The following is a 17,752-nucleotide window of genomic DNA, read 5'->3' as shown; positions in this document are numbered from 1 at the left end:
CCGCCGAAGCGGTCGACGAGCCAGCCGGTGGCGGGCGACGGCAGGTACATGGCCGCCACGTGGACGGCGATGACCAGCCCGGAGGCGGCGATGCCGAGGCCGTGGTCGTGCATGTGGACCGGCGTCATGGTCATGACGGCGACCATGACGACCTGGGTGAGGACCATGATGGCGGCGCCCACCGCGACGCGCCCCGGGCCGGTGCCGGCGGCGCAGGGTGCGGCGGCGGGCGCGGAGCCGGCCTCGGCGGTGGCCAGCGAGCGGGCCAGCAGCAGCGGGTCGGGACGCAGCCAGCAGGTCAGGGCCAGGGCGGCGAGCGCGTAGGCGGCGCCGGAGAGCAGGAACGGCCCGGCCAGGTGCGGGACGCCGAGGGCGCGGGCGAGCTCGCCGGCGGGCGCGGCGAGGTTCGGGCCGACGACGCCGCCCACGGTGGTGGCGACGAGGACGGTGGAGACGGCGCGGCCGCGGTGGGTGCGCTCGGCGAGGTCGGCGCCGGCGTACCGGGCCTGGAGGTTGGCGGCGGTGCCGGCGCCGTACAGGAAGAGGGCGGGGAACAGCAGCAGCGCGCTGCCGGCCACGGCGGCGACGATGACGCCGGCGCTGCCGGCGGCCCCGGCGAGGTAGCCCAGGGCCAGGCCGGGCCGGCGGCCGCGGGCCTGGGAGAGGCGGCCGACGACCACCGACGCGAGGGCGGAGCCCGCGGTGAACAGCGCGCTGGGCAGTCCGGCGAGGCCGGTGCCGCCGAGCATGTCCGCGGCCAGCAGCGCACCGACCGTGATGCCGGCGGCCAGGCCGCCGCCGCTGAGGATCTGCGAGACCACCAGGACGGTCAGGACGCGGCGCTGGGTCGCGGCGCGGTCGGGGACGGCGGGCGGCACCGTGGTGGCAGCGGTCAAGGGACTCTTCCGGTCGCAGGGCTCGGCCCGCGGATGGTATCTGCGGGCGCTCCTCCGTTCGGGCCGGCCGGTTCCGGAACCGGGGCGGGATGTCCGCATGCGGACCTGAATGTGCCGGCGGGAGAGCGCTCCCTCCCTTGACATCGGCCCTGGCCTATCGCTTGCTGTGACCTGGGTCATGGATCCCTACGGAAAGGACCACCCGCATGACGACTCGCCCTTCCGGGCGCCGGCGCCCCGGCCGTCTCCTCGCCGCCGGCCTCGCCCTGGTGGCCGCCGGAGCGCTGACGGGTACGTCCGCGTCCGCGGCACCGACCGTTGCCGGCGACGCCGTGCCGGCCGTTGCCGGCGACGCCGTGCCGCCTGTTGCCGGCGGTGCCGTGCCGGCCCTCGGTGCCGGCGTGACCGTGTTCGACCCGAGCATGCCGGTCGAGCGGATCCAGGCCACTCTGGACGCCACGCACGCCCGGCAGGTCGACAACGAGATGGGCACCGGCCGCTACGCATACCTCTTCAAGCCCGGCACGTACGGCACCGCGGAGAAGCCGCTGCAGATCAAGGTCGGGTACTACACCGAGATCTCCGGGCTGGGCGCCTCCCCGTCCGACGTCGTCATCAACGGCAAGGTCGAGGTCTACAACCGCTGCCTCGCCGACGGCGGTACGGCCAACTGCCTCGCGCTGGTCAACTTCTGGCGTACGCTCTCCAATCTGACGATCAACGTCAACGGCGCCGGTCAGGACGGCTGCCGCGCCTCGGCCAACTTCTGGGCCGTGTCGCAGGCCGTGTCGCTGCGCCGGCTCGACATCAGGGGCGGCAACCTGTCGCTGATGGACTACTGCACGGCCGGCCCGCAGTACGCCAGCGGCGGCTTCATCGCCGACTCCGCGCTGCCCGACGTCGTCAGCGGCTCGCAGCAGCAGTGGCTCACCCGCGACAGCTCCGTCAAGAGCTGGTCGAACGGCGTGTGGAACCAGGTCTTCTCCGGCGTCGAGGGGGCGCCGGACGACGCGACGTTCCCGGTGCCGCCGTACACCACCGTGGCGCGGACGCCGCTGAGCCGGGAGAAGCCCTACCTGTTCGTCGACGCGCGGGGCCGGTTCCAGGTGCGGGTGCCGTCGGCGCGCCGGGGCACCGCCGGCACGTCCTGGGGCGAGGGCGCGACGCCCGGCCGTACGCTCGCGCTCGGCGACTTCTTCGTGGCCCGGCCCACCGACCCGGTGTGGCGGATCAACGCCCAGCTCGCGCTCGGCAAGCACCTGTTGCTCACCCCCGGCGTGTACGACGTGGGCCGCAGCATCGACGTACGGCGTCCCGGCACGGTGGTCCTGGGCATCGGGCACGCCACGCTCACCGCGGTCGGCGGCGCGACCCCGCTGACCGTCGCCGCGGTGCCGGGCGTCGTCGTCGCGGGTGTCACCATCGACGCCGGCACCGAGGAGTCGCCGGCGCTGCTGCGCGTCGGCCGCAAGCACGGCATCGGGATCAGCTCGCCGGAGAACCCGACCACCCTGTCCGACGTGTACTTCAGAGTCGGTGGGCCGCACATCGGCAAGGCCGGCACGGCGCTCGAGATCAACAGCGACGACGTGCTCATCGACCACACCTGGGTGTGGCGCGCCGACCACGGCGTCGAGGGCTTCACCGAGGGCGTCGAGGGCGACACCGAGCGCTGGCGCACCAACACCGGCCGGCAGGGGGTGGTGGTCAACGGCGACGACGTCACCGCGACGGGCCTGTTCGTCGAGCACTTCCAGCGCTACAACACCACGTGGAACGGCGAGCGCGGCACGACGATCCTCTACCAGAACGAGCTGCCGTACGACCCGCCGACGCAGGCCGACTGGATGAACGGGACGGTCGAGGGCTACGCCGGCTACAAGGTCGGCGACCGGGTACGCCGGCACACCCTGCACGGCGGCGGCGTCTACGTGTTCCACCGGAACGACCCGTCGATCCACACCGAGAACGGCTTCGAGGTCCCGCGGCGCCCCGGCGTCGAGCTGCACCACGTCATGACCGTGAACCTCGGCGCGGGCACCATCGACCACGTCGTCGACGGGGTGGGCGGCCCGGCCGACACCGGCCACGTCGGCGTGCCGGTCTACGTGAACGACTACCCGGCGCCGTGAGCGCCCCCGGCCATGTGCACCGCCCGCCTGCCGGTGCACATGGCCGGTCTCTCCGGGTTGTTTGCCGATGGGTGCGGCACCCGTTGTCCGGACGCCGCGGTGGCACTTACCGTCCGGGCATGGCGTGCGTGCCGGACGGCCGTCGCTCGCGGCCGGCCGGACCCTGGCCGCCGCGTGCGCCCCGGCGGAGGAGACGACCGTGCACTACTGGGAGCTGGCGTACGACCGCCACGGCACGCTGACCGCACCCGCCGAGGCCGCCTTCCTCGACGAGCTGGCCGCGCGCGCGGTCACCGACCTGTTCGTGTTCGTGCACGGCTGGGGCACCGGCGAGCACCGCGCCCGCGGCCTCTACCGGTCGCTGTTCCCGCTGATCGAGGGCATGGCGCCGGGCACACCCGGCTTCGCCGGGATCCTCTGGCCGGCGCTGTGGTTCCCCGACCCGCCGCCGGAGGCCGAGGCCCGGGTCCGGGCGGCGATGGAGGCCGACCGGCCGGGAGTGGCGGACGCGGCGGTGTCGGGGGCGGGGATCGCCCGCTTGCTCGTGGACTCCTTCGAGGAGGACCGGCACGCGGACCTCACGCGGATGGGCGAGCTCGTCGACCAGGGGCTGGCCGGGATCGGCACCGACCGTACGGAGGTCCAGCAGGCCCGCCTCGGCGAGTTCCACCGGCTGCTGGCCACGGTCTTCGGCACGGCGCCGCAGGGCGCGGAGGACTCGGGGGAGCAGGCGTTGTTGCTCGCCGAGCGCCCCGAGGTGGCGTACGCCCGCATCGCCGGCATCCTGGGCAGCGCTCCCGCCGGCGGCGAGCGGGGGGTCGGGGACATCTTCGGCAAGGTCTGGAACGGCGCCAAGAACGCGCTGCGGATCGCCTCCTACTTCGAGATGAAGGGCCGCGCCGGCGACATCGGCCGCCGCGGGCTCGGGCCGCTGCTGGAACGGCTCCGCCGGCGGCTGCCCGGCGTGCGGGTGCACCTGGGCGGGCACAGCTTCGGTGCCCGGCTGGTCTCGTTCGCGCTGGCCGGGATCGGCTCGGCGGCGGCCAGCCCGGTCGCCTCCCTGTTCCTGGTGCAGGGCGCGTTCTCGCACTACACCTTCACCCCGCGCGGCGCGACGCCGTCCGGCTCGGCGGGCGCCCTGCACGGGGTCGCCGACCGGGTCGCCGGGCCGCTGGTGGCGACGTTCACCCGGCACGACTGGGCGCTGTGCCGCTGGTATCCGAAGGCGTCGTTCCTCGCCCGCGACGACAAGGCGGCCCGGGTGGACCCGGCCCTGCGGTGGGGGGCGCTGGGTGCGCACGGCTTCCAGGGCGCGGCTCCGGCGCGGCGGCTGGCGGTGCAGCCGGCCGGGACGGCGTACCGTCTGACGCCCAGGACGTTCCACAGTGTCGACGCGGGCGCGGTCGTCGCCGACACCCGGCAGTCGCCGTTCTTCGGGGCCCACGCCGACATCGTGCATGCCGAGATCGCCTGGCTCGCCGCGGCGGCGGCCGCCACCGGCTGAGCGCCCCCCGGAAACCGCCGCCCGGATGGGCGCCGCCCGGAGGCCCGCCACCCGCTGAGCGTCCGGGGCCCGGCCGGTTCGCTCAGCCGATCCGGACGGTTTCGGGTGGGGGCCGCTCGGCCGCGGTGGCCGGGGCGGGCCGTCCGGCCGGGGCGAGCCGGGAGTGCCGCTCGGCCCGGCGGGTCAGCCGGGCGATGATCCGGCGCAGGCCCGGCCGGTTGCGGGTGGCGACCAGGGCGACCGCGACGAGGGCGGCCGGGACGGGCGCCGGTGACCCCGGTTCGTCGGCGCCCGCGGTGACGTGGGCGCAGATCTCGACCACCGCCGCCACCGCGCCGAACAGCGCCGCGGGTTTGCCGGCCCCGGCCGCCGCGGCGACCACGACCGCGAGCCAGACGGTGCACCGCAGGGTGGCGTCGAACGGCTCGGCCGGGCGCAGCAGCGGCAGCGCGGCGAGGACGACGGCGCCGGCCAGCGGCAGCAGGGCCAGAGCCGGGCGCAGCCTGCGGGCAGGGCCCGGGAGACCGCGATCGCGCGCCGTGGTGCTCATGGCCGGAGAATATACCGGTGTCCTGACTATGCGGAAAACGCTGGTCCTTTGGTCGGGATTTGCCGGGGGATCGACCTATTTATCGTGTTCCCCGGACCGTCGGGTGGTCGCCGCCGGAAGATGCGGGGAGGGCCGGGCCGCCGGGCCGGGCGGTCGCTCGAGTCCGCGGCCCAGGTGTCGACAAGAGTGCCGAAGCCGTCAGGTAGGGAGCTTTGATCATGCAAACCGCGTCCGCGCGGAGCACGGCGACTCCGGACACCGACGTCGCGATCGGTGCGGTGCTGCGGGGGCGGCTCGTCCAGCCCCTGTTCCAGCCGATCGTCGACCTCTCCAGCCAGGCCGTGGTGGGGGTCGAGGCGCTCGCCCGCGGCCCGGCGGGTACCGCCCTCGAGTTCCCGGATCGCCTGTTCGGCGCCGCCCGGGACGCGGGCCGCCTCGGTGAGCTGGACATGCTCTGCTCCGAGCGGGCGCTGGAGTGCGCCGTGGCGGCCCAGGAGGCGCCGCCGCTCGTCTTCGTCAACGCCGAGCCGGCCGCGCTCAACCAGCCGCTGTCGCCCCGGCTGGTCGAGCTGGTGCAGGGTGGCCTGCCGTTCCGCGAGGTTCTGGAGTTCACCGAGCGCGCGCTGCCCGCCGTACCCGGCAGCATGATGCGCATCGCCGCGCAGGCGCAGGCCTGGGGCACCGGCCTGGCCCTCGACGACGTGGGCGTCGACCCGATGTCGCTGGCCTTGCTCCCCGTCCTGGAGCCGGAGGTCATCAAGCTCGACATGAGCCTGATCCGCGACCCGGACACCGAGCACACCCGCGCCACCTGTGCCGTCGTGCGGTCGCAGGCGCGGCGTACCGGCGCCGTGGTGGTCGCGGAGGGCATCGAGACCGAGGCCGACCTGGCCACCGCGCGGCTGCTCGGCGCCGTGTGGGGCCAGGGCTGGCTGTTCGGCCGGCCGGCCCCGCTCGACCAGCTCGACCCGCACCGCTACGACCCCTCGGGGGTCCACGCGCTGCGCCCGCCGCGGCCCGGGTTCCACCGGCCCGCCGGCACGGCCTACGAGACCGCGGAGCGCCACACCGTGGCGACCGCCGCCACGCCCGAGAGCATCTCCGTGGCCCTCGCCCGGCTCCGGGACACCGCGGCGGCCCAGGACGCCGCCATCGTGGTGGCCTCCGTGCCGGAGACCCGGCCGGAGCTCACCGCCGCCCTGCAGGAACTCGCCGACCAGGCCCGATCGGTGATCCTGCTCGACCGGCCCCGTCCCGACGAGCTCACGGCGGTGGTGCTCGGACCGGGGCAGGGGTACGCGGTGTGCACCCGGGGCGACCACCTGGTGACCCTCGACGACCTGACGCCGGTGGCGGCGGTCACCCGCATCCTGCTCAACCAGCTCGCCTGAGCGCCCGGCGGCGGAGGTACGGTCGGATCATGCCGGCGCCGACCGCCACCGTGCTGCTCGTCTTCGGGCGCGGCGTGCTCCGCTCCGGCGACGGGTACGCGCTCACGCCCGGCAGCGCCGCGCGGGTGGACGCCGCGGTCGCCTACGTCCTGCGCCACCGCGACGCCTTCCTCGCCGCCGCCCGGTGCGGCGGACCGGCCCGGATCGTGTTCAGCGGCGGCTGGGCCGAGGCGTGCGAGGGCGCGGCGGAGCCGCCCGTCGGCTGCCGCGAGGGTGACCTGATGCTGCGGCGCGCGCTCGCGGCCGGCATCGGCCGGTACGCGGACCTGCGCGCCGAGACCCGTTCGCGCAGCACGCTGGAGAACGTGCTCCACGTCGCCGCCGAGGGCCTGCTCGCGGACCTGCGCGAACCGCTCGGCCTGGTGTCGCACTCGTGGCATCTCCCGCGGGCGCGCTACCTCACCGGCAAGGTGCTCGGGTTGCCCGGCGCGGGGCTGGTCGACGTGCCCGTCACCGGCGGGGACGACGGCGCCCGGCGCGGCGAGCGGCTGGCGTACCTGATCTCCCGGGTCTTCCTGCTGGGTACCCGGGACGCCGCCGCCCTGCTGCGCCGCGAGCGCCGCCTGGTCGCGGGGCTGCGGCGGGCCGAGCGGATGCTGCGCCGCGCCGAGCGGACGGTGCGCCGCCGGGCGCCGGTGGCCGACCCGGTCGCCGTCGACGTGCTCGATCGGGTCACAGAAGCGCGTTCGGCGCTGGACGGGCGGGTATAGGAGCCCGCGAGGCGGAGGGGCCGCGTCGAAAGGATTGCCGATGGAGTCGGGCGAGGATTCGGCGGTCGTGCTGCTGCCGGCGTACCAGCCGGGGCACCGGCTGCTCGAGCTGGCCGGCGGCCTGCGCGCCGCGCGGGCGGGAGTGTCCGTGGTGGTGGTCGACGACGGCAGCGGCCCGGCGGCGGCCCCGGTGCTGACGGCCGCGGCCGAGCTCGGCTGCACCGTGCTGAGCCACCTTGCGAACCGGGGCAAGGGCGCGGCGCTCAAGACCGGTTTCCGGCACATCGCCGCCGCGCATCCCGCGCGCGCCGTGGTCTGCGCCGACGCGGACGGCCAGCACAGCGTGGACGACGTGCTCCGGGTCGGTGACCGTACCCGGGCCACCGGCCGTGCCGTGCTGGGCGTGCGCCGCTTCGCGCACATGCCGCTGCGCAGCAGGGTCGGCAACACCGCCACCCAGCTGCTGTTCCGGGCCGCCACCGGGCGGCGGGTCGGCGACACCCAGACCGGGCTGCGCGGCTTCCCGGCAGACCTGCTGGGCTGGCTCGGCTCGGTGCCCGGCGAGGGTTTCGACTACGAGATGAACGTGCTGCTGTACGCGTCCCGCCGCGGCCTGACCTTCGACGAGGTCACCATCGCCACGACCTACCTGGACGACAACGCGTCCTCGCACTTCGACGCGGTGGGCGACGCGACGCGGATCTACTGGCCGCTGCTGCGCTTCGCGGTCTCCTCACGGGTCCCCGCCCGCTGAGACCGCGGACGGCAGCCGGACGGTGAAGACGGTGCCGGCGGCCGGTTCGCTCGCCACGGAGATCTCGCCGCCGTGGGCCTCCACGAGCTTGCGGACGATGGACAGCCCCAGCCCGCTGCCGCCCGTGGCGCGGTTGCGCGACCGGTCCGCCCGCCAGAACCGGTCGAAGATCCTCGGCAGGTCCTCGGCCGCGATGCCGGTGCCGGTGTCGCGCACCTCGATGGTGAGCCCGGCGCCGCCGGCGGATGCGCCGACCGTCACCGCGCCGCCCGCCGGGGTGTGCCGGATGCCGTTGGACACCAGGTTGCCGACGAGCTGGCGCAGGCGTACGGGATCGGCCGTCACCTGCGGATCGTCCACGACCTCCATGCTGAGCCGCACGCCCGCGGTCTCGGCCGCGCTGCGGTGCGCCTCGGCGACCTGGGCCAGGATGTCGCGGACGTACACCTCGTCCGGATGTACCCGCAGGTTGCCGGCGTCGGCCGCCGCCAGGTCGCTCAGGTCGTCGATGATGTGCTGCAGCTGCACCGCCTCCTCGTGCAGCAGCTCCAGCAGCTCCGGGCCGGTCGCGGTGAGCCCGTCCTGCGCGGCCTCCAGCCAGCTGCGGATGTTGGTCAGCGGGGTGCGCAGCTCGTGCGCGACGTCGCTGACCATCGCCCGGCGCAGGCTCTCCGAGCGCTCCCGGCGCTCGGCGAGGTCGTTGAGGGCCCGGGCCAGGGAACCGATCTCGTCGGCGGTGGTCACCGGCACCCGGGTGTGGTGGTCCGCGGGCCCGTCGGCGGCCGCGGCCAGCGCGCGCAGCGGCCGCACCAGGCGCCGGCCCGCCAGGACCGTCACCAGGACGGCGACGACCAGCACCGCGCCGGTCACCACCGCGATCCGCAGCGTGTTGGTCCGCGACAGGTTGAACACCGGCTGGCCCGCCTGGTCGTCCGGGTCGGTGACGAACAGCAGGGCCGGCGGGGCGACGTACTTCGCGAGCTGCGCCTGCCGGGCCGTCTCGATGCAGCGGGCGGTCTTCTCCGCGACGGCGGTGTCCGGCAGCGGCCCGGCCACGGGCGCCTTGAGCACCTGCGCCGTGAAGTCGGCATCGACCCGCAGGAACCGCGGGTCGGTCAGCCCCAGGCAGCCCGCCGCCCGTCGTTCCAGCTCGGTGAACGCCTTGTCCTCCGTGCGGGTCCGCCCGTACTCGGCCAGCCGGTCGCACCGCACGCCCAGTTCCAGCGGGGTGAGGTTGCCGCCGGTCCGCACCGACGGGCGTCCGGTGGCGGAGCTGACGAGCTCGCCGTCGAGGCCCGCGTCGCGCAGGCAGGCGAGCTCGGCCTGGGCGATCTTCTCCAGCAGCTTCCGTTCGTCCGCGGGCAGCCGGTACGGGCCCGCCACGCGGGGGTCGATGCGCACGTCGCCGCCGGTCAGGGCGAGGTCGAGGCGCAGCGGGTCGACCGTCGCGGACGGGCGCGCCGCGGCCAGCGACGGGCCCGGCGCCGAGTCGGCGATCGGCCGGCGATCCTCGGTCATCAGGGTGATGCGCCGGCCGGTTCTCGCGGCGCGCTCGGCGACGACCGTCTCCACGCCGGTCCAGTCGCGGTGCGTGGCCGCGTAGCCCACCAGCGTGTCGTAGACGCTCTTGTCGTCGGCGAGCGAGCGGCCCTGCTCCTGCTGGATCGCGCGGGTGACGGTCTGGGTGGCCAGCCAGGCGGTGGCCACGATCGCGGCGACGGCGACCAGGACGGAGGTCGCCAGCAGCCGGGTGATCAGGCTGCGGTGCAGCGGTACCCGCCGGGCGGCCGGTGCGCCGCTCACTCCGCGCCACCGGTGAGCTTGTAGCCGATGCCGTACACGGTCAGCAGCAGCTCGGGCCGGCGCGGATCCGCCTCGATCTTGCGACGCAGGTTCTTCACGTGCACGTCGATGGTGCGTTCGGTGGAGCTGCGGTCGATGCCGCGGGTGTGCCCGAGCAACTGCGCGCGGGTGAAGACGCGGCCCGGGTGGGCGGCCATCGCGGCCAGGATGGCGAACTCGCCCGGGGTGCAGCCGACCGGTTCGCCGTGGGCCCGCACCTCGTGCCGGGTGGGGTCGACGGCGAGCGGGCCGGCCCGCAGGACCGGTGCGGTGGCCGCGCCGGCCCGGCTCCCGCCCCGGCGCAGCAGCGTCCGGACCCGCGCCACCAGCTCCCGCGGGCTGTACGGCTTGGTCAGGTAGTCGTCGGCGCCCAGCTCCAGGCCGAGGAGCAGGTCGTCCTCGGTGGAGCGGGCGGTGAGCATGAGCACCAGCAGGTCGGACTCCTGGCGCAGCTTCCGGCACACGTTGAGCCCGTCGAGGCCCGGCATCATGACGTCGAGGACCAGCAGGTCCGGCGGGTCGCGGCGGGCGCGTTCGAGGGCGCTGCGGCCGTCGTGCACCACCACGGCCTCGTGACCCTCCGCTTCCAGGTAGCGGCGCAGCACCTCGGCCTGCCGCGGGTCGTCCTCGGCGACGAGTACGTGGGCACACACGCCGGCGACTATAGGTGCGCCCGGCCAGCGGCCGAGGGACGGCGGCGGCACCCGGCGGGCGGCTGTCTCCGGTCCGGCGTGAGCGGTTTTGCGCGGCGGCATAGGATCGACCCCCGTACGGTCGCCGAATCCAAGGGAGCGCGATGCCGCTGACTCCGGCCGACGTCCACAACATGGCCTTCAAGAAGCCACCCATCGGTAAGCGGGGGTACGACGAGGAAGAAGTCGACGCCTTCCTCGACGAGGTGGAGCAGGAGCTCATCCGGCTGCTGGAGGAGAACGGGGCGCTGCAGGACCAGATCCAGCGCGGCGGCGCGCCCGGTGGTGCCGCCACGACGATGGTGCTGTCCTCGGAGTTCGCCGACGTCGCCGCGAAGCTGGAGCGGATGCAGGAGGCCCGCGCCCGGGCCGAGCAGAACGCCCGTAGCCTGCAGGCGCAGCTGGAGCAGGCCCGCGCCGCGGCGCCGGCCGCCGCCCCGGCGTCCGCCGGGGACGAGGAGCGCCACGCCCGGGTGCTGATGATGGCGCAGCGCACCGCCGACGACCACCTGATCGAGGCCCGCCAGGAGGCCGAGGCGCTGCTCGCCGCCGCCCGCGACCAGGCCGCGCAGCTCACCGGGGAGGCCCAGCTGCAGGCCGGCACGATCGAGGGCGAGGCCCGCCGCAACCATTCGGACGCCATGACCAGCCTGGTGGGCAAGCGGGAGGCGCTGCTCGACGAGATCGACCGGCTGGCCCACCTCGCCCAGAGCTACCATGTCGCGCTGCAGAACCACCTGCTGCACCAGATGGAGGAGCTGGACAGCGAGCCGAAGCTGCCGCCGGGCGACGCCCTGGGCTGACCGGCGCCGCGGCGCCTCACCTCACGGCGCGGGGTGGTTCGCGGCCGGGAGGGTCCGGTCGCGCGGGGGACAGGCGTGGGACCCGCGGAAGACGCCGTCGAGCATCAGGTCGATCGAGCGGTCCGCGGCGGCCCGGGCCGCTGCCGTGTCGTCCCCGGTGGCGGCCACCGCCTGCACCATCGCGAAGAGCAGCAGCAGGTCGCCGGGCACGAGGTCGCGGCGCACGTATCCGCGCTCCTGGGCCAGCCGCAGCGGCTTGGTGAAGGCCGTGACCAGCCGATGCTGGTAGCGCCGCCGGACGCCGGCCTCCAGCCCGTCGGCGAGGGCGATCAGGGCGCGCATCTCGATCAGCCAGTGCAGGACCGTACGCAGCAGCGCCCGGAAGCTGACCGGGCGGTCCGTGCTCGCCGCGGCGGCCGCTTCGAGCTCCTGCAGCTGGTGGCCGATGACGGCGGCGGTGAGCGCGTGCCGGTCCGGGAAGTGGCGGTAGAGGGTGGCCAGGGCGACGCCCGCCCGGCGGGCTATCTCCGGCATCAGGGCGGCGGATCCGCGGCCGCGCAACACCTCGATCGCGGCCTCGACTATGGCCGCCCGGTTACGCCGGGCATCCCGCCGAAGCGACGTCCGGGCACCGTAGAGCACCACTGTCCCGCCCCCTCGAGTCGGCGTACATGTTACCGACAAGTAACGAGAATGTCACGGGCTTCAATTTCTCAAAACCGGCTCCTACGCTGCCGCCACTGACGCGCTGCAGCTCGCCGCCGCCCCCGACCGGGGGCGATGGCCGTCGGAAGGTCCACCGACAACCGACACCCTCAGGAGTGCCCATGGCGCCCCGTCGCCCTGTCGTGCCCGCTCTCGTGCTCTCGCTGACGACCGCCACCGTCCTCGCCGGCCCACCCGCGCCGGCAGCGGCCGCGACCACGCTCGCCCCCGCCGCCGCGGCACCCGCCGTGTCGGCGGGGTCCACCACCGGCCTCAAGTTCGTCGACATCACCAGCGGCGACGCGGTCCTCAAGGCCAACGTCGTCGCGCCGGCCGCCGCCGGCCGCCACCCCGCCCTGATCCTGCCGTCGAGCTGGGGCCTCAACGACCTCGAATACGCCGCCCAGGCCCAGGCCCTCGCCGGGCGCGGCTACGTCGTGGTGTCGTACACCCCGCGCGGATGGTGGTTCTCCGGGGGCGAGATCGACACGGCCGGTCCGAAGGACATGGCCGACCTGTCCCGGGTGATCGACTGGACGCTCGCCAACACCCCGGCGGACCCGGCCCGCATCGGCACCGCCGGCATCTCGTACGGCGGCGGGATCAGCCTGATCGGCGCGGCCCACGACAAGCGCATCCGGGCCGTCGTGATGATGAGCGGCTGGACCGACATGGTGACCTCGCTGTACGCCGAGGAGACCCGGCACCGGCAGTCCGCGGGCTTCCTGAGCATCGCCGCCGAGACGCTCGGGGATCCCAGCCCGGAGCTCGACAAGGCGCTCGACGACTTCTTCGCCAACCGCAACAAGCCCGAGGTCGCGGCCTGGGCCAAGTCGCGGTCCGCGGGGACGTACCTGGACGCCCTCAACGTCAACAAACCGGCCGTGCTGCTCGCCCACGGCTGGGGCGACAGCTTCTTCGCGCCGAACCAGCTCGTCGACTTCTACCGCAACCTCGCCGGTCCGAAGCGTCTCGAGCTGCGCCCGGGCGACCACGCGATCGCCGAGCTGACCGGCCTCGCCGGCCTGGACAACGAGGTCTGGAACAGTTTGTACCGCTGGTTCGACCACTACCTGCGCGGCGTCTCCAACGGCATCGACTCCGAGCCGCCGGTGGCGGTCAAGCCGCTCAACGCGGGCACCGAGAGCTACGCCGACTGGTCCGCCCTCTCCGGTGGCAACCGCCGCTACGGCCTCGGTTCCATCCGTACCTGGGACGGCACCGGTCTGCTGGGCGGGGCCCCCTCGACCGGCTGGAGCAAGACCCTGCCGACCGACAAGGACACCTTCGCCAACGGCGGCATCGCGCTGATCACCAACGGCCTGTCCGCCTTCACCGGATGGCAGCCGTGGGTCTGGCTCCCCACGGTGGACCGCTCGCGGGCCGGCGTCTGGGCCTCGGAACGGCCGTCCGGGACCCAGCGCATCCGGGGGATCCCGAAGCTGCACCTCGAACTGACCGGCACCGAGCCCAAGGGCACCCTCGTGGCCTACCTGTACGACCTCGATCTGCTGGGCAACGCCTGGCTGATCAGCCACGCCCCGACCACCTGGCTCGACACCGAGGGCGGTGCCCGCACCGTCGACCTTCCCCTCACGGCCACCGCGTACGACCTGCCGGCGGGGCACTCGCTGACCCTGGTGATCGACACGGTGGACTCGCTCTACTACGACGAGAACGCGCCCCACAAGTCGGTCACCGTCACCGGCGGCTCGTACCTGGACGTCCCGCTGCAGTGACCCGCTCCGGTCCCCGGTAGCCCGCCGACCGCGGGCTGCCGGGGGCTCCGACCGGATCGACCTAGGCCGGCTACTGTGTGGCTGGCCTCGGCGGATCCGGGGCGCGGGAGGGGTGTCGCATGCAACGGTCGGCCGGAGTGGGCTTCGGGCTGGCGCTGCTGTCCGCGGCCACGTTCGGCACCTCCGGAACCTTCGCGAAGTCGCTGATCGACGCCGGCTGGTCGGCCGACGCCGCGGTGGCCGCGCGGGTCGGTGCCGCCGCGGTGATCCTGCTGGTGCCCGCGCTGCTCGCGCTGCGCGGACGGTGGTCGGTGGCCGGCCGGTCGCTGGGTGACATCGGGCTCTTCGGGCTGCTCGCCGTCGGCGGGGCGCAGGTCGGCTTCTTCAACGCCGTACGGTATCTGCCGGTCGGGGTGGCCCTGCTGCTGGAGTATTCCGGGATCGTGCTGGTCGTGCTCTGGATGTGGGTCCGGCACGGTGAGCGGCCCCGCGGGCTGACCGTGGCCGGCGCCGTGGCCGCGGTCGCCGGGCTGGCGCTGGTGCTCGATCCCGCCGGCGGCGGCGCGGACGTCGATCCGGTGGGGGTGCTGTGGGGGATGGTGGCCGCCGTCGGGCTCGCCGCCTACTTCGTGCTGTCCGCGCGGGTGGATCCGCGGCTGCCGTCCATCGTCCTGGCCTGCGGGGGGATGGCCTGCGGGGCGATCATCCTGCTGGTTGCGGGCGCGGTCGGCGCGATGCCGATGCGGGCCACCTTCGCGACGGTCGTCCTCGGCGGGCACGTCACGAGCTGGGTCGTGCCGGTCGCCGGCCTGGTGCTGGTGGCGGCGGTCGTCGCGTACGTCACCGGCATCGCCGCCGCTCGCGTGCTGGGCGCCGCGCTGTCGTCGTTCGCCGGGCTCACCGAGGTGGTGTTCGCGGTCGTCATCGCCTGGCTGGTGCTCGGGGAGCTGCCGAGCGTGGCACAGGCCGTCGGGGGGAGCTGCATCGTCGCGGGCATCGCGCTGGTCCGCCTCGACCAGCTCCGCCACGCCGCGCCGCCGCGCGACGGCTGCCCGGCCGTCGCATCCGCTCCGGCCCGGCAGGGCAGCTGAACCGCAGGCCCGTCAGAGGTCGTGCCACGGACTCCCGGGCAGGGCCGGCACCGGCTCCGGCGGGCTCCCGGCGAGCTCCCGGGCCGGCGGCGCGGCCAGGGCGGCGAGGGCGCGGCACGGGGGGATCCAGATGGGCGGCGGGCCCCACCAGATGATCCGTTCGGGCGCCGGGGCGCGCGCCGGTCGCGGGCTCGCGTCGGACGGCGGCACGGCGATCGCGTGGGTGGCCGGCGCGGTGGCCAGCAGGACCGCGGCCCCGACGGTGACCAGTCCGGCGAACGCGGCCGGCAGCTGCCAGCCGGGCCGGACGGTGTCGCCGAGCAGCACCAGGGCGACCGCGGACGGCGCGACGACCTCGGCGGTCCAGTGCACCGCTGTCACCGGCCCGACCTGGCCCCGCTGCAGGGCGTGGGCGTAGAGCATCATGCCGGTGACCGCGAAGGTCAGCAGCGCGAGCATGAGCGGCTCGGTGAGCAGGTCGCCGGCCGCCGGCAGCGAGCGGCCGGTCAGGGCGGCGCCGCCGAGGCAGAGGCCGCCGAGCGCGGCGACCACGCCGGGCGGGCAGGTCCGGGCCGCGACCCAGCCGGCGACCGCGAGGACGACCGCCGCCGTGCACAACCAGCCGCGTACGTCGCCCGGGGCCACGTCGTGCTGCGGCCCGGCGGACAGCGCCAGGACGGCCAGCGCGGCGACGCAGACCACGACGGCGGCGACGTCGCGGCGGCGCAGCCGGGACCCGAGGACGAACCGGGCGGCGATGACGGTCACCGCCAGCGAGCCGGCGAGTATCGACTCGACCAGGTACACCGCCAGCTCGCGCAGGGCGACCATCGAGCCGAGCCAGGCCAGGGCGTCGCAGCCGATGCCGAGCAGGTACAGCGGGTGGCCCAGGGTGCGGACCGTGCCGGCGCTGCGCCGGGCCGCGACGGCCTGCAGGATCGACGCGGCGCCGTAGCTCAGCGCCCCGAGCACGGTGATGCCGAGCGCCACCCACCCCGCGGTGCTCATTCGCCGATCCGCAGGACGGTGACGGTGTCGTCGGCACCGTTCGACACGTAGGCGAGGCGGCCGTCCGGTGCGACCGCGATGGCGCGCGGGCTGCCACCCACCCCCACGGTCGCCGTCGCGGCGCCGGTGCGGGCGTCCAGCACGGTCACCGAGTTGTCGCCCTCGTTGACCACGTACGCGTGCCTGCCGTCGCCGGCGAACGCGACGGCCTGGGGCTTGCCGCCGACCCGCAGCGGCCCGGTGCGCCGCAGGGTGCGCGCGTCGATCAGGTCGGCGGTGCCCGCCTCGTAGCCGGCGACCAGGACCCGGGCGCCGTCCGGCGACACCGCGACGCTGTGCGGGGCGCGGCTCACCGGGATGGACCGCAGCACCCGGGAGGTGGGCATGTCGATCACCGCGAGCGCGTTCGACTCGTGGTTGGCGGTGAAGGCGCGCCGCAGGGCCGGCGAGAAGGCGACGGCGTGCGGGTTGCGCGGCACGGTCAGGCGCCCGGACGCGCGCTGCGTGCCGGTGGTGGCGTACATCTCGACCCGGCCGCTGCTGTGGATCGGCACCCACAGGCGGTCGTCCGGGCCGACCGCCAGCGTGAACGGCTGCACGCCGGTGGCCAGGTAGCGCACGGGCCGGCGGCCGGCGGCGTCGACCACGGCCACGCCGCTGCCGGTCATGTCCTTCTCGTACATGGAGACGAAGACCAGGCCGCCGTCGCGGGAGGTGGCGACGAACCGGGGGGTGTTGCGCAGCAGTACCGGAGTGACCCGCCGGGTGGCCGTGTCCACGACGGAGAGCACGCGGGAGCTCTGGTTGGCGACGTACACGGTCCGGCCGTCGGGGGAGACCGCGACGCCCTCCGGCTCGGCCCCGACCCGGATCGTGCCGACGGCGGTGGGTCTGGCGAGGCTCGCCGCGCGCAGGACGAGGGGCTGTCTCGCCACGGCCGCCGGGGCCGGTGCGGCGGCCGGCGGGCCGGACGCCGCCGTGGCCGGCGTCCCCCCGGTGGCGGCGGGCCGGGGTGCGGCCACCGGCGGGGGTGCGGCCGCGGGCGCCCGGTCGCCGGGTATGCCGCTGGTCAGCGCCACGGCCACGCCCGCGCCGCCGAGCAGCACCAGGGCCGTGAGCCCGGCGATCAGCAGGGTGCCGCCGGGGCGCCGGCGCGCGGGCGGGCGGAGCACGGTCACCCGGGTGGCGGGCAGGGCGCCGACGCCCGCCTCCGCCGCGAGCTGCTCCCGCAGCGCCGGGCCGGTCGCGGAGAGCGGTGCCGGGCCGGCCGGCGCGACCTGGCCGGTCACGCGGACGTCGGCCCAGCCGGCCGGGCCGCGCACGGTGACGGACCCGTCGAGCCAGTCCGCGGCCGGCTGCCACTCGATCCGCAGGCGGTGGCCGGTGAGCGCGGCGTGCAGACCCGGACCGGCGGCGGTCACCGTGGCCGTGGCGACGGCCAGGGGCGGGCCGTCCACCAGGACCTCCGTGACGAGCGGCGGCGTCTCCTGCGGGACCTGGCCGAAGTCCACGTGGTCCGGGGTGATGCGCAGCGCCGTACGCCCCAGGGCCGCGGCCGCCGCCGCGGCGACGCTGCGGCTGTCGTCCTCGGTGAGGTGCCGCAGGGCCAGCCGTGCGGCGGCCGCCACGGTGAGGTCGGCGCTCATGGCAAGCTGGGCCAGTTCGCCGACACCCAGCAGGCGGGCGTCCCGGCTCGGGCTGGCGATCTCGGCCCTGACGTGCGGTGGCAGGTCGTAGTCACTCATAGTGCCCCCTCGATCAGCATGCAGTTACCAGAGGGGTCAGGGGAACCCGTGGGGCTAAATTGGCATTCTCTTGTGGCCGGACGGCGGACGCTCAGGTCCGTACGGCCGCGACCGATCAGGGATGGCGGTC

15 protein-coding genes are annotated in these 17,752 nt (G+C 75.3%); 8 read left to right on the top strand and 7 right to left on the bottom strand.

Annotated elements, in window-relative coordinates; genetic code table 11:
• The coding region (locus IEY99_RS09135; protein WP_229798373.1) for an MFS transporter at positions 1-896 on the bottom strand (896 nt) is incomplete at its 3' end.
• Positions 897-1,102: 206 nt separating this feature from the next.
• Between IEY99_RS09135 and IEY99_RS09130 the strand changes: the two genes are divergently transcribed.
• Positions 1,103-3,028, top strand: coding sequence for a pectate lyase-like domain-containing protein (locus IEY99_RS09130; protein ID WP_189201366.1), 1,926 nt, complete (start codon positions 1,103-1,105; stop codon positions 3,026-3,028).
• Between the two features lie 124 nt (positions 3,029-3,152).
• Complete coding sequence (locus IEY99_RS09125; RefSeq protein WP_229798371.1) at positions 3,153-4,532, top strand: hypothetical protein; 1,380 nt, start codon at positions 3,153-3,155, stop codon at positions 4,530-4,532.
• Positions 4,533-4,614: 82 nt separating this feature from the next.
• Here the strand turns inward: IEY99_RS09125 and IEY99_RS09120 are convergent, their stop codons facing one another.
• Positions 4,615-5,082, bottom strand: a complete 468-nt coding sequence (locus IEY99_RS09120; protein WP_189201364.1) for a hypothetical protein — start codon at positions 5,080-5,082, stop codon at positions 4,615-4,617.
• Positions 5,083-5,300: 218 nt separating this feature from the next.
• On the opposite strand from IEY99_RS09120, the gene IEY99_RS09115 reads away from it, so the two are divergent.
• From IEY99_RS09115 to IEY99_RS09105, 3 genes are read left to right on the top strand one after another with little or no spacing between them, the layout of a single operon-like run.
• Positions 5,301-6,473 (top strand): EAL domain-containing protein, encoded by a 1,173-nt coding sequence (locus IEY99_RS09115; protein ID WP_189201362.1) that lies wholly within the window; start codon positions 5,301-5,303, stop codon positions 6,471-6,473.
• 29 nt (positions 6,474-6,502) lie between these two features.
• On the top strand, positions 6,503-7,243 hold the full coding sequence (locus IEY99_RS09110) for a YdcF family protein (RefSeq protein ID WP_189201360.1): 741 nt from the start codon (positions 6,503-6,505) through the stop codon (positions 7,241-7,243).
• Between the two features lie 40 nt (positions 7,244-7,283).
• A complete protein-coding gene (locus tag IEY99_RS09105; protein WP_189201358.1) occupies positions 7,284-7,997 on the top strand; it encodes a glycosyltransferase in 714 nt (237 codons plus the stop codon).
• Here the strand turns inward: IEY99_RS09105 and IEY99_RS09100 are convergent.
• Both IEY99_RS09100 and IEY99_RS09095 read right to left on the bottom strand, forming a co-directional pair.
• The gene (locus IEY99_RS09100; RefSeq protein ID WP_229798369.1) at positions 7,977-9,800 is read right to left on the bottom strand and encodes a sensor histidine kinase; all 1,824 of its coding nucleotides are present in this window, start codon (positions 9,798-9,800) and stop codon (positions 7,977-7,979) included. The two genes, IEY99_RS09105 and IEY99_RS09100, sit on opposite strands and share 21 nt — an antisense overlap.
• The gene (locus IEY99_RS09095) at positions 9,797-10,492 is read right to left on the bottom strand and encodes a response regulator (RefSeq protein WP_229798367.1); all 696 of its coding nucleotides are present in this window, start codon (positions 10,490-10,492) and stop codon (positions 9,797-9,799) included. The genes IEY99_RS09100 and IEY99_RS09095 overlap by 4 nt, the downstream gene beginning before the upstream one ends.
• Positions 10,493-10,635: 143 nt before the next feature.
• On the opposite strand from IEY99_RS09095, the gene IEY99_RS09090 reads away from it, so the two are divergent.
• On the top strand, positions 10,636-11,334 hold the full coding sequence (locus IEY99_RS09090; RefSeq protein WP_189201354.1) for a DivIVA domain-containing protein: 699 nt from the start codon (positions 10,636-10,638) through the stop codon (positions 11,332-11,334).
• A 21-nt stretch (positions 11,335-11,355) separates the two neighbouring features.
• Here the strand turns inward: IEY99_RS09090 and IEY99_RS09085 are convergent, their stop codons facing one another.
• Positions 11,356-11,979 (bottom strand): TetR/AcrR family transcriptional regulator, encoded by a 624-nt coding sequence (locus tag IEY99_RS09085; protein WP_229798365.1) that lies wholly within the window; start codon positions 11,977-11,979, stop codon positions 11,356-11,358.
• A 182-nt stretch (positions 11,980-12,161) separates the two neighbouring features.
• On the opposite strand from IEY99_RS09085, the gene IEY99_RS09080 reads away from it, so the two are divergent.
• Together IEY99_RS09080 and IEY99_RS09075 are read left to right on the top strand one after the other, a co-directional pair.
• Positions 12,162-13,778 (top strand): CocE/NonD family hydrolase, encoded by a 1,617-nt coding sequence (locus IEY99_RS09080; protein WP_189201352.1) that lies wholly within the window; start codon positions 12,162-12,164, stop codon positions 13,776-13,778.
• Positions 13,779-13,897: 119 nt separating this feature from the next.
• On the top strand, positions 13,898-14,869 hold the full coding sequence (locus IEY99_RS09075) for an EamA family transporter (protein ID WP_189201350.1): 972 nt from the start codon (positions 13,898-13,900) through the stop codon (positions 14,867-14,869).
• A 12-nt stretch (positions 14,870-14,881) separates the two neighbouring features.
• Here the strand turns inward: IEY99_RS09075 and IEY99_RS09070 are convergent, their stop codons facing one another.
• Positions 14,882-15,877, bottom strand: coding sequence for a hypothetical protein (locus IEY99_RS09070; RefSeq protein ID WP_189201348.1), 996 nt, complete (start codon positions 15,875-15,877; stop codon positions 14,882-14,884).
• Positions 15,874-17,622 (bottom strand): YncE family protein, encoded by a 1,749-nt coding sequence (locus tag IEY99_RS34870; RefSeq protein WP_189201346.1) that lies wholly within the window; start codon positions 17,620-17,622, stop codon positions 15,874-15,876. The genes IEY99_RS09070 and IEY99_RS34870 overlap by 4 nt, the downstream gene beginning before the upstream one ends.
• Positions 17,623-17,752: the final 130 nt, after the last annotated feature.

Origin of the sequence: Couchioplanes azureus (assembly GCF_014648355.1) — a bacterium.
GTDB lineage: Bacteria > Actinomycetota > Actinomycetes > Mycobacteriales > Micromonosporaceae > Actinoplanes > Actinoplanes azureus.
The sequence above is the reverse complement of the archived record's forward strand: the minus strand, read 5'-3'. Positions and strand labels throughout refer to the sequence as shown.

Coding starts and splice junctions, on each gene's coding strand:
- IEY99_RS09130 (WP_189201366.1), top strand. CDS start 1,103: ATGACGACTCGCCCTTCCGGGCGCCGGCGCCCCGGCCGTCTCCTCGCC.
- IEY99_RS09105 (WP_189201358.1), top strand. CDS start 7,284: ATGGAGTCGGGCGAGGATTCGGCGGTCGTGCTGCTGCCGGCGTACCAG.
- IEY99_RS09110 (WP_189201360.1), top strand. CDS start 6,503: ATGCCGGCGCCGACCGCCACCGTGCTGCTCGTCTTCGGGCGCGGCGTG.
- IEY99_RS09075 (WP_189201350.1), top strand. CDS start 13,898: ATGCAACGGTCGGCCGGAGTGGGCTTCGGGCTGGCGCTGCTGTCCGCG.
- IEY99_RS09115 (WP_189201362.1), top strand. CDS start 5,301: ATGCAAACCGCGTCCGCGCGGAGCACGGCGACTCCGGACACCGACGTC.
- IEY99_RS09090 (WP_189201354.1), top strand. CDS start 10,636: ATGCCGCTGACTCCGGCCGACGTCCACAACATGGCCTTCAAGAAGCCA.
- IEY99_RS34870 (WP_189201346.1), bottom strand. CDS start 17,622: ATGAGTGACTACGACCTGCCACCGCACGTCAGGGCCGAGATCGCCAGC.
- IEY99_RS09070 (WP_189201348.1), bottom strand. CDS start 15,877: ATGAGCACCGCGGGGTGGGTGGCGCTCGGCATCACCGTGCTCGGGGCG.
- IEY99_RS09120 (WP_189201364.1), bottom strand. CDS start 5,082: ATGAGCACCACGGCGCGCGATCGCGGTCTCCCGGGCCCTGCCCGCAGG.
- IEY99_RS09080 (WP_189201352.1), top strand. CDS start 12,162: ATGGCGCCCCGTCGCCCTGTCGTGCCCGCTCTCGTGCTCTCGCTGACG.